The organism is Pseudonocardia yunnanensis (genome assembly GCF_039534065.1).
GTDB lineage: Bacteria > Actinomycetota > Actinomycetes > Mycobacteriales > Pseudonocardiaceae > Pseudonocardia > Pseudonocardia yunnanensis.
Map to the genome: position 1 here is coordinate 96,743 of NZ_BAAAUS010000064.1, position 15,368 is coordinate 112,110.

Sequence of the window (15,368 nt, forward strand, 5' to 3'; positions counted from 1 at the left end):
CGGGTCCGGGTCCGACGCCGGTGGTCGTGCGGCTCAGGCCTGCATCCCGGCCCGCCGCCCGAACACGGCGCCCGCGGTGAGTCCGGTGCCGCCGGGGTAGTTACCGCTGAACAGCCCGCCCAGCATCTCTCCGCAGACGAACAGGCCGGGCACGGGTGCTCCGGCATTGTCGAGCACCCGGCCGCAGGTGTCTGCGCGCAGGCCGCCGAAGGTGAAGGTGATGCCGCAGGTCACGGGGAACGCGTAGTAGGGCGGGGTCTCCAGGGGGATCGCCCAGTTGGACTTGGGCGGCGCCACGCGCGACGCTCGGCCGTCCTTGACCGCGAGGTCGAGGGGGATGGTGCGGTCGATCCCGGCGTTGAACTCCTCGACGGTGCGCCGCAACGCCGCCGGGTCGACGTCGATGTGCGCGGCGAGATCCTCGATGCTCTCGGCCACGACGACCGAGACGCCGGGCATGTCGTACTCCTCGCTGCGCAGCTGCGGCCGGGTGGTGGCGTCGAAGAGCTGGAACGCGAGCCCGTCGGGCTGGGCGAGGATGCGGGCGCCGTACTCGGCGTAGGTGTAGTTGCGGAAGTCGGCGCCTTCGTCGAGGAAGCGTTGGCCGCCCTTGTTGACCACGACGCCCAGCGGGTAGCCGCCGCGGGTGAGCCGGTTGGTCAGCTCGCGGTTGCCCTCGTTGTCGGGGAACCACGCGTCCCAGGCCACGCTGTGGCACGTGGTCCAGTCGCCATGGGTGGCGGCGCCGGCGGTGATCGCCGCGGTGAGCATGTCGCCGGTGTTGAGCGGGGTGCCCCGCACCTTGGCCCGCTGCCAGCCCTCGCCGAGGTGCTCGCGGCGCAGTTCGGGGTCGGCCTCGAAGCCGCCGGCGGCGAGCACGACCGACCGGGCGTGCACGGTGCCCGTGGTGCCCGCGCTGTCGGTCCAGGTGACGCCGGTGATTCGAGCGCCGTCGCGCATCAGCTCGCGGGCCCGCACGCCGTAGCGGATCTCGACGCCGCTCTCCTCCGCGGCACGGGTGTGTTGCTGGATCAGGCCCTTGCCGCCCCCGGTGCTGCCGATGGCGAGCCCGCCCCAGAACACCTGGCGCCCCTGTGCGTCCGGATAGGCCTGCCGCTCGTACATCAGCCGGTAGCGCAGGCCCTTGTCGTGCAGCCAGCGCAGCGTTGCCTGGCTCTCGGCGATCAGCACCTCGGTGAGCGCCGGGTCGTTGCGGCCACCGGTCACCTTCTTCATGTCCGTCGCGAACGCCGCGGCGGGGTAGGGCGGGAGCACGGTCGCGGCGTGCCGGTCGTCCCCGTCGAGCAGGTCGGCGACGTCCGCGAGCCCGTCGTGCGCGACCCGGATGGCGCCCGCCGTGTAGTAGCTGTTGCCGCCGGCCCGCCCGGGCTCGCCCTTCTCCAGCAACAGCACCCGCCTGCCCCGCTCGGCCGCGGCGTGCGCCGCGCTGAACCCGGCGTTGCCTCCACCCACGACGACGACGTCGACAGCGTCCTCTGCTTGCATTTCTGCCCCCCAGCACTTGTCCCCCGACGCGGGTCACTGTAAGCAACTGTCGACCATGCGTGACGACACCGGCGTGTCACGGCGCCGGCGCTGCCATGCCGGAGCGTGCACGACGGGGGACGGCGGATGGAGCAACGACGCTCGACGGTGGTGGCCGACGACCCGGGCGACCCGGCCGCCCGCCCCCGCCGACGCCGGTACCGCTTCGCGCCTCTCGCGGCGGCCGTCGTCGCCACGGTTGCGGTGGTCGCGACGGCACCGGTGGACACCACGGGTGCAGGCGGATCGGCTCTGCGGGACGTGATCGGCGACCGGCAGCTGCGGATCATGGCCCCGGCTGCGCCCGGCGGGGGGTGGGACCAGACCTCGCGTGAGATGCAGGGCGCGCTGCGCGAGCTCGTCGGGCGTACCGAGGTCTACAACGTTGCGGGCGCCGGCGGCACGATCGGGCTCAGCCAGTTCGTCCGGCGCACCGGCGACCCGACCGAGCTGATGACGACCGGTCTGATCATGATCGGCGCGGTGGAGGCCAACGACTCCCCGCACTCGCTGGCCGAGACCACTCCGCTGGTCCGGCTGACCACCGACTACCAGGTGGTGGCGGTCGCGGCCGACTCCCCGATCTCCGACATGGCCGGTGTCGTCGCCGCGATGCGCAGCGACATCGCCGCCGTATCGATCTCCGGCGGCTCCGCGGGCGGTGCGGAGCAGATCCTGGCCGGCTTGATCGCCAATGCCGTGGGCGCCGACCCCGCGCGGATGAGCTACGTCGCGCACTCCGGCGGCGGCGAGGCGCTCACCACCCTGCTGTCGGGCCGCTCGACGATCGGGATCTCCGGGATCTCCGAGCTGATGCCGCAGATCGAGGCGGGCACGGTGCGCGCGCTCGCCGTGTCGAGCCCCGAACGGCTGCCCGCGCTGCCCGACGTGCCGACGTTGCGTGAGACCGGCGTCGACGCCGAACTGCAGAACTGGCGCGGTGTCGTCGCGACCGCCGACATCAGCCCCGAGCAGGAGCAGGCGTTGGAGGACCTCCTGGTGAACATGACCCGCACGGACGCGTGGCGTGAGGCGCTCGCCCGCCGCGGCTGGGGCGACGCAACGCTCGCCGGCCCGGAGTTCGAGGAGTTCGTCCGGTCCGAGCAGGACCGGGTGTCGCAGGTGCTCGACGAGATCGGACTGGGATGAACGGTCCGGGGATGAACGAGTCGGGGATGAGTGAGCGTGCGAGCGAATCAGTGTTTCAGTGCCTGCGCGCAGCGTCGACCGAGCGCAGCGAGGGAGTGCGATGAGCGAGGGCATGACGAACCGGCAGACCGACACGACGACCCCCGCGTCCGGGGCCGTCAACCGCACCACCGTGCTGGCATCGGGGGCGTTCGGCGCGTTGATGATGCTGACCTCCGTGCTCGTGATCGTGGACGCCGTGCAGTTGCCGGACACCACGGCGGTGGTGGGCCCCGCGGTCGTCCCGCTGCCGGTCGGGGTGCTCCTCGGCGGCGTCGGAGCGGGTCTCCTCGTCGACTCCTGGACCAAGCTCCGCGAGGCGGTTCCCGGGCCGCCGTGGCAGTCGCGGGCCGGGCTGCGGGTGCTGGCGCTCGTCATCGCGCTGATCCTCTTCGCCGTCCTGCTGCCCCTGCTCGGCTACGTGGTGTCGGCGACGGCGTTGTTCGTCGCGGCGGCGCTGGTGCTGGGCGCCCCGCGGGGGTGGCGGGTGGTGGCGTACGGGTGGGCGCTGGCCGCCACCGTCTTCCTGGTCTTCGACCGGCTGATCGGGCTCACCCTGCCCGCCGGGCCCTGGGGGTTCTGAGGTGGACCAGCTCGGGCTCCTCCTCGACGGTTTCGCGGGTGCGCTGACCCCGGCGAACCTGATGTGGGCGCTGATCGGCGTGACGATCGGCACGGCGGTCGGGGTGCTGCCCGGCATCGGCCCGGCGCTGACGGTGGCGCTGCTGCTGCCCATCACGTTCCGCCTCGAGCCGTCCGCCGCGCTGATCTTGTTCGCCGGCATCTACTACGGCGGCATGTACGGCGGCTCGACCACGTCGATCCTGCTCAACACGCCGGGCGAGAGCGCCTCCATGATCTCCGCGCTGGAGGGCAACAAGATGGCGCGGGCCGGGCGGGCGGCCGCGGCACTGGCCACCGCCGCGCTCGGCAGCTTCGTCGCCGGCACCATCGGCACGGTGGCGCTGACGTTCCTGGCGCCGGTCGTCGCCGACTTCGCCCTGGGCTTCGGACCTCCGGAGTACGTGGCGCTGATGGCCGTCGCGTTCGTCACGGTGAGCGCGCTGCTCGGGCCGAACCTGCTCAAGGGTGTGGCGAGCCTGCTGGTCGGGATCACGATCGGGCTCATCGGCATCGACTCCCAGACCGGCCAGCCCCGCCTCACCTACGGCGTCGACGCGCTGCTCGACGGCATCGACGTCGTGATCGTGGTGGTGGCGCTCTTCGCGTTGAGTGAGGCGTTCGGACACCTTCTGACCGGCACCGGGCACTCGACCGTGCAGCCGCTGCGGGAGCGCGCGGTGCTGTCGCGCTCGGACTTCCGGCGCTCCTGGCCAGCCTGGCTGCGCGGCACCGCGCTGGGATTCCCGATCGGGAGCCTGCCTGCGGGTGGGGCGGAGGTGCCCACGTTCCTCAGCTACAGCGTCGAGAAGAAGCTGACCAAACATCCCGAGGAGTTCGGTCACGGCGCCATCGAAGGCGTCGCGGGGCCGGAGTCGGCGAACAACGCCGCCGCGGCCGGGGTGCTGGTGCCGCTGCTGACGATCGGGCTGCCGACGTCGGCCACGGCAGCGGTGATCCTCACCGCGTTCCAGTCCTACGGCCTGCAGCCGGGCCCGCAGCTGTTCACCGAGTCCGGACCGCTGGTCTGGACGCTGATCGCGAGCCTGTACGTCGGCAACGTCATGCTGCTGGTCCTCAACCTGCCGCTCGTGCGGGTGTGGGCGAAGCTGCTGCAGATCCCGGCCTACGGGATCTACGCCGGGGTGCTGGTGTTCGCCACCCTCGGGGCGTTCGCAGCAGGCGGCACGACCGTCGACCTGGTGGTGCTGTGCGGGCTGGGCCTGCTCGGGCTGCTGATGCGGGAGGCGGGCATCCCCGTGGCGCCCGCGGTGGTGGGGCTGATCCTCGGGCCGATCGCGGAGCAGCAACTCAGGCGGGCGCTCACGCTCTCGGAGGGCAACCCGGCGATCCTCGTGTCGTCACCGATCACGGTGTTCCTGTGGGTGGTCGTGGCACTGTCACTTCTCATCCCGCTGCTGCTGCCCATCGCGAAGAGGCGCCGGCGGGCACTGGTCGCCGCCGGTCCTCCGCACGACGAATGAGCCGGCCATGCTCGGTGGCACGTTCTGTATGCCGGAATTCCTCGTCGGACATGAGCCTCCTGTGCCGGGCCGCCACCCATCGTTCACTGCTTTCGACAACTGCGTCCGGACAAATGGGCGCATTTTCGGCAGGATTGTCGGGTTGTCGCGGCGTTGAACGTGGCAACTTCGACTAGGGGGGTAGTGAAGTTACCCGGCATAAAGATCGGGATTCGTTGTGACCGATGCGCTGTCGACGACCGAGTCGTCGGCCGTAAGTCGATTAGGTCGGTGCGAGCCTGCGATGTATCGTCGCTACGGCTTATCGGAGACCGCTGATGACGGGCTGGAGCGGATGCTTGGCGACGCGATCGGCAATGACGGGAATCGACGCGGGTGCGTCGCCGTCCGCCGGGTCTCCCGCGCCGAGCGCTGACCGCGGACGATGGCAACCGATTCCTGCGGCGATCCACATGGTCGCCTCGCGGAGAGTGGTGTGGGAATGGAGATTTCGCCTGACGGGGGGCGCCCGTCGCGGCCCGACGCGTTTCCGGAAAGTGATTCACGGCGTGCGGACGACGTGCTGGCGATGCACCAGCTGTGTCGCCGGTCCGACGGCGGTGTGGCACTGGTGCGGTGGCTGGCGCAGCGCACGGGATCCTGGGTCGGGCTGTTCGATCGGACGGGCAGGGTGCTCGTCGGTTCGCAGTGCGCGTTCGATCCTGGTGCAGCGGCGCAGGTCGCCGCGGGGATCGACGACATGTTCTCCCGAGGCATGCGGACGTTCGCAACCGACGGGGAGACGCACAGGGCGTTGCTCCTCGTCGTCGATGTCTTCGCCGACGTGCGGGATCCGGTGCTGGCGTTCGTGGGCGGGCGAAGCGTGCCGCGCTCGCTGGCGGCCGATGCCGTGATGTTGCTCGGTACCTGCTGGTTGGCGGAGGAGTCGCGTCGCCTGAGCAAGCGGGTGGAGGCTGCCGACGCGCGGTGCCGCGAGGCGGTGCTGCACCTGCTGATGTCGCGGCGGACCTCGGCGGCCGGTCAGATCGCCTCGGCGCTGTCGCCGCCGCTGCCGGATCCGGCGCAGGTCCACGTGATCGAGTGCGGTGTCCACGAGCGCGGTGTCGTGATCCGCCGATGTACGGAGCTGACCGGCGGTACCGCCTGGATGGTGCGCTGCCCGGTCCACATACGGAACGTCCTCGTCTTGACGGAACCGGGCGGCAGCACGTCGCGGCCGTTCGAGATCCTCGTGACCGAGGAGGTCGATGGCGCTGTGGTCGGCACAGGCGACGTCGTGGCCCTTCGGGACACCGCGGTGGGGTACGACCAGGCGTTCCACGCGCTTGCCGTCGCCCGGGGCCGGGTGCAGCGGTGGGCGCGGTTCGACACGCAGCTGGATCTGCCCACGGTCCTCGGACCGCGGGGCTTGCGATGGGCGAACGCGCTGCTGGGTGCCCTGATCACGTACGTGCCTCCGCGTACCAGAGACCCGGATGCCCAGGAGCTGACGGCCACGGCCCGGTCGTGGCTGTCGTTCTCGATGGCCGCGACACGGCACCTGAAGATCCACCGGCATACCTTGTCGGGCCGGTTGCAGCGGATCGAGGAGTTGCTCGGGCTGGACCTCGCACGTGTGGATCAGCAGGCCCTTCTGGACCTCGCCTTCCGGATCAGGGCGACGCCGCGCACCATCGACGCGTGCGGTTCGCCTGAGCAGGACTCCCGTGTCGTCCTGGACGATCTGCTGCGCGCGCCCGCCGTGCAGCAGTGGGCCCGAGCCACATTTCGTCCGATCCGGGAGGCTGCGGACGCCGCCACCCTCGAGTCCACGCTGCAGGTGTGGCTGAACAGCGACTCGCGGCTCAGTGCCACGGCCGATGCCCTCGGCATCTCGGTCTCCGGTGCCCGCAAGCGGGTCAACCGGCTGGAACAGGTACTGCATCGATCGCTGCTGCACTTTCCCAGCGCACGCCACGATCTGTGGCTGGCCATGCGTGCCATGGACCTCGGGGTCCCGGCGGAGCGTGTACTCGACAATTCGTTACCGGACCAGCCGGTGGATATACAAACTGCTCCTCGCCAGTCCGGATGATCAGGCCTTAACGTGGCTACGTAACACGGGCAGCGCGAGGAGGTCAGATGTCGGATCGGGCCGACGCGGGGATCTCTTGGTCGGATGCGCGCCCGGACATCTGTGACATCCGGCTGTTCCGGAGTCGCACCCGCACGGTTAAGATCATGGCTGCCGACCCGTTGCCGGGTTATGGCGGAAGCGCTGCCCGAGTTCACGCCGGATCTCGACCGCGACGACGTCGGGCACTGCTTCTCGCTCGGCCCGGCGGGGATGCGGAACTCTCCACCGACCTCGGTCCGGTATTCGAGAACTTGCTGCTCTCGCCGTGTGCGGGATTCAACTCGACATTACCTCGATAACACTCCCGAACGGCCGGCGCGCGACACCCTGACTTCCCTCATGGCCGTGGACGGCGAGGCACGTCCACACGAGAGAACCGGAGATCGAGGGACTCCGAGCGGGCCGGGGTAGCCGGGCTCCCGGGGGGCGGGCCCGGGTACCCCGGCCATGAGGTCCGGGCGGTTCTGCAGATGATCGAAGCGGGCGCCGGTGGCGGGCTGTCCAGCTGCGCGGCCGCCCCCGCTGGGGACCCCCGTTGGCGTCCGACACAACGGCTCCCGTCCGGGCCCGGCAGACGTCATAGCCGATCGTGCTCCCTTTGGTCACGGACCGTGGCGACAAATTCGATATAGCGGAACAGAGCTTTGCGATATAGCCGTCTGCGCGTCACGGATATACTTTTCGTGCCCAGATCGGTGGCTCCCCGTATGTCCACCGCGCAAGGAGGACATCAGTGCAGCCCACGACCGGCACCGCGCCCCCACATGGGGACGTGGCGGAGCCAGCGGCGGCCCCGGTGGCCAAGCGGGCGCCCGCACGGGCGGACTCCCGGCTGCGGACGGTGGGCCTCGGGCTCAGCGGAATCGTCGGTGTGGTCGTTCTGCTCGAGCTGGTGGTGCGCACCGGCCTGCTCCCACATGCCTGGTTCCCGCCGCCGTCGGAGATCGTCCCGGCCTTCGTCGGCCTGGTCGCCTCGGGGGAGTTGTTCGTCCCGCTCGGCCAGACGCTGCAGGGCTGGGTGCTCGGCATCGTCGTCGCCGTCGTCGTCGCCGTCCCGCTCGGTGTGCTGATCGGCTCGTTGGAGCTCGCGCACCGCCTGACGCGCTTCATGCTCGAGTTCCTCCGGCCGATCCCCCCGGTCGCGCTGATCCCCGCGGCCGTCCTCATCTTCGGCTCCGATCTGGACATGAAGGTCTTCCTGATCGCGTTCGGCACCTTCTGGCCGGTGCTGTTGCAGACGGTCTACGGCGTGCACGACGTCGACCCGACGGCGCGGGACACGGCCCGGTCCTACGGGCTCGCCCCGCGGGCCGTGCTCTTGCGGGTCACGCTGCCCAGCGCGCTGCCCTACATCGCCACCGGCCTGCGCATCGCCTCGGCGATCGGCCTGATCCTCGCCGTCACGAGCGAGATCGTGGTCGGCGTGCCGGGGATCGGGGGCCGGATCACCGACGCCCAGTCCGCGGGCGGCGCCGAGGCGCTCATGTACGCGTGGATCCTCGCCGCGGGCCTGCTCGGGTGGGTGCTCAACGGCGTGCTGCAGACAGCGGAACGCCGGCTCCTGCACTGGCACCCGTCCTTCCGTGGAGGTAACCGGTGATCCGCGGTCGTGTCACGGACTGGGCGCTCGCGCTCGTCCTCCCCGTCCTGCTGCTCGTGGCCTACGACGCCTGGGCACGCACCGCGGGCGACTTCTTCTTCCCGCCACTGTCGGAGATCGGCGCGACCTTCGCCGACGAGTGGCTCTTCACCCGCATCCCCACCGACCTGCTCCCCAGCCTCGGGCGGATGCTGGCGGGCTTCGCGCTCGCCGTCGGCGGCGGCGTCGCGCTGGGCGCGCTGCTCGGGTTCTCGCGCATGCTCTCGACGGCGCTGGACCCCGTGCTGCAGTTCCTGCGCGCGCTGCCGCCGCCCGCGCTGATCCCCGTCTCCCTGCTGGTCTTCGGGGCCGGGGACAGCGCGAAGGTCTTCCTCATCGCGCTCGGAGCGGTGTGGCCCGTCCTGCTCAACACCGTCGACGGTGTGCGCGGGGTGGACCGCACGGCCCTGGACATGGCCCGCTCCTACCGGGTGCCTGCCCACGCGCGGCTCACGCGGCTGGTCCTGCCGGCCGCGCTGCCGCGGATCTTCGCCGGTGCCCGCACGGCATTGGGCATCGCGATCATCCTCATGGTGGTCAGCGAGCTGATCGGGGCCGACAACGGCGTCGGCTACGTCGTGCAGCTCGCGCAGCGCGGGTTCGACATCCCCGAGATGTGGGCAGGCACCCTGCTGCTCGGCCTGCTGGGCTTCGGGGCCAACGCGCTCTTCGTCGCGTTCGAGAAGCGCGTCCTGCACTGGCACATCGCGACCACCGGCCGGGCGAGCAGCGCACCGCGCCGTCGCTCCCGCCGCCCCACCCCGAAGCCGACGGAGGCCGCCGGTGCTCGACGTTCGTGACCTGACCAAGACCTACGACCCCGCCGGGGCGCCGGCCATGGCCGACCTGACGTTCACGGTGGGCGAGCGCGAGTTCGTCTGCATCGTCGGGTCGTCGGGCTGCGGCAAGACGACGATGCTGCGATGCCTATCCGGCCTGGTCGCGCCCACGTCCGGCACGGTGACGCTGGACGGAACACCGGTGGACGGCCCGCCGAAGGACATGGCCTTCGTCTTCCAGGACTACAGCCGCTCGCTGCTGCCGTGGATGACGGTCGCCGGGAACGTGAGCTTCCCGCTGTCCTACAAGGGTCTGTCGAAGGCCCGAGCGGCCGCGGCCACCGCGGAGGCGCTGGCGGCGGTCGGCCTCGCCGACCGCGGTGACAGCTACCCGTGGCAGCTGTCCGGTGGCATGCAGCAGCGCGTCGCCATCGCGAGGGCGCTGGCCTACCAGCCCCGGATCCTGCTGATGGACGAGCCGTTCGCCTCCGTCGACGCGCAGACCCGCGCCGACCTCGAGGATCTGTTGCTCGACATCTGGCGCCGCTACGACATCACGGTCCTGTTCGTCACCCACGACATCGACGAGGCCGTCTACCTGGCCCAGCGGGTGTTGGTGCTGCGCAGGCCCGCCCACGTGCACGAGATCGTCGAGGTGGACCTGCCGGCCGAGCGCGACCAGCTGGCCACCAAGCAGCTTCCCCGGTTCGGCGAGCTGCGCTCGCGGGTGCTGTCGAGCCTGCGTTCGCCTGCCACCGACACCCCGTCCGTCCTCCCTGGCTGATACAGCCCCCCAAGAGTCCGCTCCCCAGCAGTACGCCCCGAAGAAGAGGACATAGATGAGGACCTGGTCACGCCTCGGCGCCGCTGTCGCCGCCGCGGCTCTGCTCACCACCGCCTGCGGCGGCGGTTCCGGTTCGGCCCCACAGGCGGGTGAGGACGGCCTGACGACGTTGCGCATCGCCGAGACCGCCGGAGCGCCGCTGAACTTCCTCACCTACGGCGACGAGCAGGGCCACTTCGCCAACGCCGGGATCGACCTCGAGATCTCCTCGTCCACCGGCGGCGCCACCGTCATCCCGCAGCTGATGAGCGGTGACCTGGATGTCGCGGGCTCCAACATCGTCTCCGGGATCATCGCGATCAGCCAGGGGCTGCCGATCCAGATGGTCGCCGCAGGCACCAGCACCTCGGAGGACCCGGAGCAGGACTTCTCCGCTCTCATGGTCGCGCCGAACAGCACCGTGACAGGGATCGGCCAGCTCGCGGGGCAGAAGGTCGCGGTCAACAGCCTGCGCAACATCAACGACATCGTGCTCGGCAACCAGCTGGAGAAGGCCGGGCTGAGCTACGACAGCGTGCAGTTCGTCGAGATCCCGTTCCCGGACATGGCCCCGGCGATCCAGCGCGGGGACGTGGCGGCCGGCTTGCTCATCGAGCCGTTCATCACCGTGGCGGAGGGCCAGGGCCTGAAGATCATCGGGCGTCCGTACTCGGATCTGCGCCCCGGCCTGCAGATCGGGACGTACCTGATGCGGCAGGATCTCGTGCGCTCCAACCCGGACCTGATGCAGCGGTTCCAGCAGGCCGTGAAGGCCACCGCCGACTCCATCGCCTCCGACCCGCAGTCGTTCCGCAACGCGCTGCCCCGGATCAGCCAGACCGACCCGGCGCTGGCCGAGAAGGTGCGGATCAACCTGTGGCGCGGGGCCAGCGACCGCGAGTCGCTACGGCTCGTGATGGACCTGATGGTGCAGTACAAGCTGATCGACGCGCCCGTCGACCTCGACCAGGCGGTGGCCGGCTGAGGGTCAGTGTGGGGAGCGGAGGCGCTCGTGCACCATCTCCGCTCCTCGCAGGACGTGCGCGGCGAAGTCCCTGATCGCCTCGATGTCGCCCATCCGGCTGCTCGGGGCGGCCACGCCGAGCCCGGCCAGCGGCTGCCCCACCGTGTCGCGCAGCGCCGCGGCCACGGCGCACACCCCGTCCACGCTCTCCTCCCAGTTGAGCGCGTAGCCCTGGTTGCGGATCTCCGCGAGCTCCGCCTTGAGCGCCGTGCGTGAGGTGAGCGCCGCGCCCGTCGTCGCGGGCGGAAGCTCCTCGTGGGGGTAGCGCCGGTCGATCTCGGCTGCCGACAGCCCCGCGAGGATCGCCTTGCCGACAGCGGAGGCGTGCGCGGCCCGGACCACGCCCGTGCGGTTGCCCACCCGGACCGACCGCGGGCTCTCCGCGCAGTCGACGAACCGGATCGTGGTGCCCTCGAGCACGGCGAGGCTCGCCGTCTCCTGGGTCTGTTCCCGCAGTTCCTCCAGGACGGGACGGGCGACGCGGCGGATGTCGATTCGGCTCACCGCGGCGAGGCCGATCTCCACCAGCGCGGGGCCGGGACGGTAGGCGCCGTTGGGCCGGTCCTGCATGACGAAGCCGCGCCGGCGCAAGGCGGTGAGCAGCCGGTGTGCTGTAGATCGAGCCACGCCGAGAAGATCGGCGGCCTCCGCCACGCGCAACGCCTGACGCTCGCCGATCAGCTCTAGCAACCACAGGGCGTTGTCCACCGACGTGGTGGGTGCGGCTTGCCCGAGCGAGCGGTGCTGCGGCCGGACCGTCGGCCTGCTGTTCGACATGTAGGAACAATAGCCAACTTACTTCTTTCTGGGCGGAATGGATGTCTAGCCTCAGCGCCATGATCTGGGACCCCGCCACCGCCGCGCCGGTGAGCTTCGAGCGGCCGGTCGTCGTCGTCGGTGGCGGCCCGGTGGGTATGACCGCCGCCGCCGCGCTCGCCGTCGAGGGCCTGCCGGTCGTGCTGGTGGAACTCTCACCCGAGCCGCGTCCCGACTGGCGGGCCAGCACGTTCCACGCCGCCACCCTGGAGCTCCTCCAGACGATCGACATCACCGATCGGATGCACGCCGAGGGCCTGGTCGTGCCCAAGTACCAGTTCCGCGACCGCCAGGACGGGCTGGTCGCCGAGTTCGACTTCCGCCTGCTGGCCGACGAGACCCCGTTCCCCTACCGGCTGCAGCTGAACCAGCAGCACCTCGTGCGGATGCTCGCCGAGCGGCTGCGGGGCGACGAGCGGGTGCGGCTGCGCTTCGGCACCCGGCTCACGGGGCTCGACATCACCGCCGACGGAGCACGGCTGCACCTGTTCGGGCCGGAGGGCGAGAGCGAGCTCCTCGCGTCGTACGTGATCGGTGCGGACGGGCCGCGCAGCGCGGTGCGTGGCGCGATGGGCGTCGACTTCGACGGCTTCACCTACCCCGAGCGCTTCGCGATCACGAGCACGTCGGTGGACCTGCAGGAGCTGCTGCCCGACCTCGGGCACGTCAACTACGTCGCCGACCCGCAGGAGTGGCTCTTCATCCTGCGCACGCCGGAGTCGTGGCGCGTGGTGTGGCCCGTGCCGGAACGACTATCCACCGAGGAGGCCAGCGACCCCGCTCGCCTCCAGAGCCAGCTGCAACGCGTAGCCCCGTACGAAGCCGGTTACCCGGTGATCGACCACCAGCTCTACAACGTCCACCAGCGGGTGGCCTCGGCGTTCCGGCTAGGCCCGGTGCTGCTGGCCGGGGACGCCGCCCACATCAACTCGCCGCTCGGCGGGGTCGGCCTCAACTCCGGGATCCACGACGCGATGGACGCTGCACGGCGGCTCGGCCGGATCGGGCGGGTCGGTACCGACGGCAGCGCCGACATCGGCGTCGACATCGACGCCGAGCTCAGGGCCTACGACCACGTTCGCCGCACGGTGGCCGTCGAGTACGTCCAGGCCGACACCCAGCGCAACACCGATCGACTGCGCGAGACCGATGACACGGTTCGCCGGCAGAACCAGGACGATATGCGGGCAATTGCTGCTGATCCGCAGCGAGCACGCGCCTACATTCGTCGGGTGTCCCTCTTGGAGAGCGTGCAACGCTTCGGGATCGGCACGCCGCCTGCCGAGCTGGAACTGGAGGAAGCCAGATGACCCTGGACCACGTCGGAACGGACGCGGACCTCGCCGAGCTCTATCGGGACCTTGCCGCAGTGGATCTCAGCCCGCTCTGGACGATCACCGAGCAGCTGCTCACCCCGACTCCGAAGCCCCGTGCGGTGCCTTGGCTGTGGTCAGCCGCCACGATGAAGCCGCTGGCCCGCCGGGCCATCCAGCTCGTGCCCGTGGAGCGCGGGGGCGAGCGGCGGGTGCTCAGCCTGCAGAACCCGGGGCTCGGCGGGTCGCCCTATGCCGCCGGAACGCTCTGGGGGGCACTGCAGTGCCTCGGCCCGCGCGAGGTCGCCCCCGCCCACCGCCACTCGCCGGGCGCGATCCGGTTCGTGCTGGAGGGGGACGGCGTCTTCACCACCGTCGACGGCGACGCCTGCGACATGCACCCCGGCGACCTCGTACTGACCCCGTCGATGAACTGGCACGACCACGTCAACAGTGGCGACGGGGAGATGTTCTGGTTCGACGGGCTGGACCTGCCGATGGTGCAGGCCCTCGACAGCATCTTCTTCGAGCCCTACCCGGGGCCGGGGGAGAGCCAGCCGGAACCGGCCGAGCACAACGTGTCGGAGCGGCTCTACGCCGGTGGCACCCGCTACACCGACCGCGCCGTGGCCGACGTGCTCAGCCCCCAGCACTCGAAGCTCATGATCTACCGCTGGGCCGACACCGTGGCCGAGCTCGACCGGCTGACGGCGGCCTCCGACGACGCGGTCGTCTCGGTGGAGTACACCGACCCGGAGTCCGGGGCGAGCGTCATGCCCACCATGGCCTGCGCGGCCTACCGGGTGCGGGCCGGCAGCCACAGCCTCCCGGTGCGCCGCACGGGCAACTCGGTGCACGTCGTCTTCAGCGGCCACGGTTCCAGCGTGATCGACGGGCGGCGGTTCGACTGGGGGCCGGGCGACATGTTCGTGGTGCCGTCGTGGGCTGCTTCCGAGCATTTCGTCGATACAGCGCACTTCATCGACGACAGGCCCGAGCACGCCGAGGTGTTCGTCGTGTCCGACGCACCGGTGTTGCGGGCGCTGGGCCTCTACCGCGAGGAGACCCTTGTGGCCCCGCAACCGATCACCGATATTTTCTCCCCTCGCTGAATTCTGGAGACTTCGTGAAGCTCGCGTTGTTCGACGACTACCGCCTCGGTGTCGTCCGCACCGCCCCCGACGGCGATGTGATCGTCGACGTCACCGCCGCGCTGCCGGTCCCGCACGACCCCGACCCGGTGACCGCGGGCTGGTGGCGCGGCCTCGCCCGCGACTTCGACGAGCTCTCCGGCGCTCTGCGCGCGGCGGCGGCCGACGGCCCGGCCCGGCCGGTCTCCGAGGTGGTGCTGCACGCGCCCGTGCTGAACCCGTCCAAGGTGATCGCGGCGGCCAGCAACTACGGGGATCACGTCGCCGAGATGCACGAGGTGCAACAGCGCACCCTCGGCCGGGTCGAGGCCTGGATGATGAACTTCGACGTCTTCCTCAAGGCGCCGTCGTCCATCGTCGGGCCGGGCGGGCGGATCGTGCTGCCGCGCGACGTCGTGGCTGCGGGACACGAGGTGCACCACGAGTCCGAGCTGGTCGTGGTGATCGGCCGCGGCGGCAAGGACATCCCGGTGGAGAAGGCGATGGACGCCGTCCTCGGCTTCACCGCCGGGCTGGACATCACCGTCCGCAGCGCTGCCGACCGTTCCCGCCGCAAGAGCTACGACGGGTTCAGCCCGCTCGGCCCGTACCTCGTCACCACCGACGAGCTCGGCGACGGGTCGGACCTCGACATCCTGCTCACCTCGGGCGAGGCCGTGCGGCAGCAGGTGAACACCCGCGACATGATCACCCCGGTGCCGGCGATCGTGGCCTACGCCTCGTCGGTGATGACGCTGCAGCCCGGCGACGTGCTCTTCACCGGTGCACCTCCCGGCGTGGGGCCCATCGCCGCGGGCGAGCAGCTGGACATGTCGATCAGCGGGATCGGCTCGATGACGGTGACCGTCACGTCAGCAGCGGCCTGAGCA

Annotated in this window: 13 protein-coding genes; 11 read left to right on the forward strand and 2 right to left on the reverse strand. The window is 70.8% G+C overall.

Annotated elements, in window-relative coordinates:
- Positions 1 to 33 precede the first annotated feature (33 nt).
- Positions 34 to 1,506, reverse strand: coding sequence for an FAD-dependent tricarballylate dehydrogenase TcuA (gene tcuA / locus ABD743_RS42035; RefSeq protein WP_344729963.1), 1,473 nt, complete (start codon positions 1,504 to 1,506; stop codon positions 34 to 36).
- A gap of 126 nt (positions 1,507 to 1,632) precedes the next feature.
- Here tcuA and ABD743_RS42040 point away from each other — a divergent pair, with 126 nt between their 5' ends.
- The 8 genes from ABD743_RS42040 to ABD743_RS42075 all read left to right on the forward strand — a co-directional run bounded on the left by ABD743_RS42040 (position 1,633) and on the right by ABD743_RS42075 (position 11,180).
- Positions 1,633 to 2,694: a Bug family tripartite tricarboxylate transporter substrate binding protein gene (locus tag ABD743_RS42040; protein ID WP_344729965.1), complete on the forward strand. Its 1,062-nt coding sequence runs from the start codon at positions 1,633 to 1,635 to the stop codon at positions 2,692 to 2,694.
- 100 nt (positions 2,695 to 2,794) lie between these two features.
- The gene (locus tag ABD743_RS42045; RefSeq protein ID WP_344729967.1) at positions 2,795 to 3,316 is read left to right on the forward strand and encodes a tripartite tricarboxylate transporter TctB family protein; all 522 of its coding nucleotides are present in this window, start codon (positions 2,795 to 2,797) and stop codon (positions 3,314 to 3,316) included.
- Position 3,317: 1 nt separating this feature from the next.
- Positions 3,318 to 4,838 carry a tripartite tricarboxylate transporter permease gene (locus tag ABD743_RS42050; protein ID WP_344729968.1) on the forward strand — a complete coding sequence of 507 codons (1,521 nt, stop codon included), beginning with the start codon at positions 3,318 to 3,320 and terminating at the stop codon, positions 4,836 to 4,838.
- Between the two features lie 568 nt (positions 4,839 to 5,406).
- Positions 5,407 to 6,912 carry a helix-turn-helix domain-containing protein gene (locus ABD743_RS42055; protein ID WP_344729970.1) on the forward strand — a complete coding sequence of 502 codons (1,506 nt, stop codon included), beginning with the start codon at positions 5,407 to 5,409 and terminating at the stop codon, positions 6,910 to 6,912.
- Between the two features lie 775 nt (positions 6,913 to 7,687).
- Entirely contained in the window at positions 7,688 to 8,554 is an 867-nt protein-coding gene (locus ABD743_RS42060) for an ABC transporter permease (RefSeq protein WP_344729972.1), read from the forward strand.
- Entirely contained in the window at positions 8,551 to 9,393 is an 843-nt protein-coding gene (locus tag ABD743_RS42065) for an ABC transporter permease (protein ID WP_344729974.1), read from the forward strand. The genes ABD743_RS42060 and ABD743_RS42065 overlap by 4 nt, the downstream gene beginning before the upstream one ends.
- Complete coding sequence (locus ABD743_RS42070) at positions 9,377 to 10,156, forward strand: ABC transporter ATP-binding protein (protein ID WP_379659307.1); 780 nt, start codon at positions 9,377 to 9,379, stop codon at positions 10,154 to 10,156. The genes ABD743_RS42065 and ABD743_RS42070 overlap by 17 nt, the downstream gene beginning before the upstream one ends.
- 55 nt (positions 10,157 to 10,211) lie before the next feature.
- Positions 10,212 to 11,180, forward strand: coding sequence for an ABC transporter substrate-binding protein (locus tag ABD743_RS42075; protein WP_344729976.1), 969 nt, complete (start codon positions 10,212 to 10,214; stop codon positions 11,178 to 11,180).
- A 3-nt stretch (positions 11,181 to 11,183) separates the two neighbouring features.
- Here the strand turns inward: ABD743_RS42075 and ABD743_RS42080 are convergent, their stop codons facing one another.
- The gene (locus ABD743_RS42080; RefSeq protein ID WP_344729978.1) at positions 11,184 to 11,996 is read right to left on the reverse strand and encodes an IclR family transcriptional regulator; all 813 of its coding nucleotides are present in this window, start codon (positions 11,994 to 11,996) and stop codon (positions 11,184 to 11,186) included.
- A gap of 59 nt (positions 11,997 to 12,055) precedes the next feature.
- Between ABD743_RS42080 and ABD743_RS42085 the strand changes: the two genes are divergently transcribed.
- Genes ABD743_RS42085 through ABD743_RS42095 form a run of 3 tightly spaced genes read left to right on the forward strand, consistent with a single transcriptional unit; the run spans position 12,056 to position 15,365 of the window.
- Entirely contained in the window at positions 12,056 to 13,345 is a 1,290-nt protein-coding gene (locus tag ABD743_RS42085) for an FAD-dependent oxidoreductase (RefSeq protein ID WP_344729980.1), read from the forward strand.
- Positions 13,342 to 14,460 carry a cupin domain-containing protein gene (locus ABD743_RS42090; RefSeq protein WP_344729982.1) on the forward strand — a complete coding sequence of 373 codons (1,119 nt, stop codon included), beginning with the start codon at positions 13,342 to 13,344 and terminating at the stop codon, positions 14,458 to 14,460. The genes ABD743_RS42085 and ABD743_RS42090 overlap by 4 nt, the downstream gene beginning before the upstream one ends.
- A 14-nt stretch (positions 14,461 to 14,474) precedes the next feature.
- Positions 14,475 to 15,365: a fumarylacetoacetate hydrolase family protein gene (locus tag ABD743_RS42095; RefSeq protein ID WP_344729984.1), complete on the forward strand. Its 891-nt coding sequence runs from the start codon at positions 14,475 to 14,477 to the stop codon at positions 15,363 to 15,365.
- Positions 15,366 to 15,368 lie beyond the last annotated feature (3 nt).

Bases quoted from the DNA above. Each gene is read 5' to 3' on its own strand.
- tcuA (WP_344729963.1), bottom strand. From the start codon at position 1,506: ATGCAAGCAGAGGACGCTGTCGACGTCGTCGTCGTGGGTGGAGGCAAC.
- ABD743_RS42040 (WP_344729965.1), top strand. From the start codon at position 1,633: ATGGAGCAACGACGCTCGACGGTGGTGGCCGACGACCCGGGCGACCCG.
- ABD743_RS42045 (WP_344729967.1), top strand. From the start codon at position 2,795: ATGAGCGAGGGCATGACGAACCGGCAGACCGACACGACGACCCCCGCG.
- ABD743_RS42055 (WP_344729970.1), top strand. From the start codon at position 5,407: ATGCACCAGCTGTGTCGCCGGTCCGACGGCGGTGTGGCACTGGTGCGG.
- ABD743_RS42075 (WP_344729976.1), top strand. From the start codon at position 10,212: ATGAGGACCTGGTCACGCCTCGGCGCCGCTGTCGCCGCCGCGGCTCTG.
- ABD743_RS42080 (WP_344729978.1), bottom strand. From the start codon at position 11,996: ATGTCGAACAGCAGGCCGACGGTCCGGCCGCAGCACCGCTCGCTCGGG.
- ABD743_RS42085 (WP_344729980.1), top strand. From the start codon at position 12,056: ATGATCTGGGACCCCGCCACCGCCGCGCCGGTGAGCTTCGAGCGGCCG.
- ABD743_RS42090 (WP_344729982.1), top strand. From the start codon at position 13,342: ATGACCCTGGACCACGTCGGAACGGACGCGGACCTCGCCGAGCTCTAT.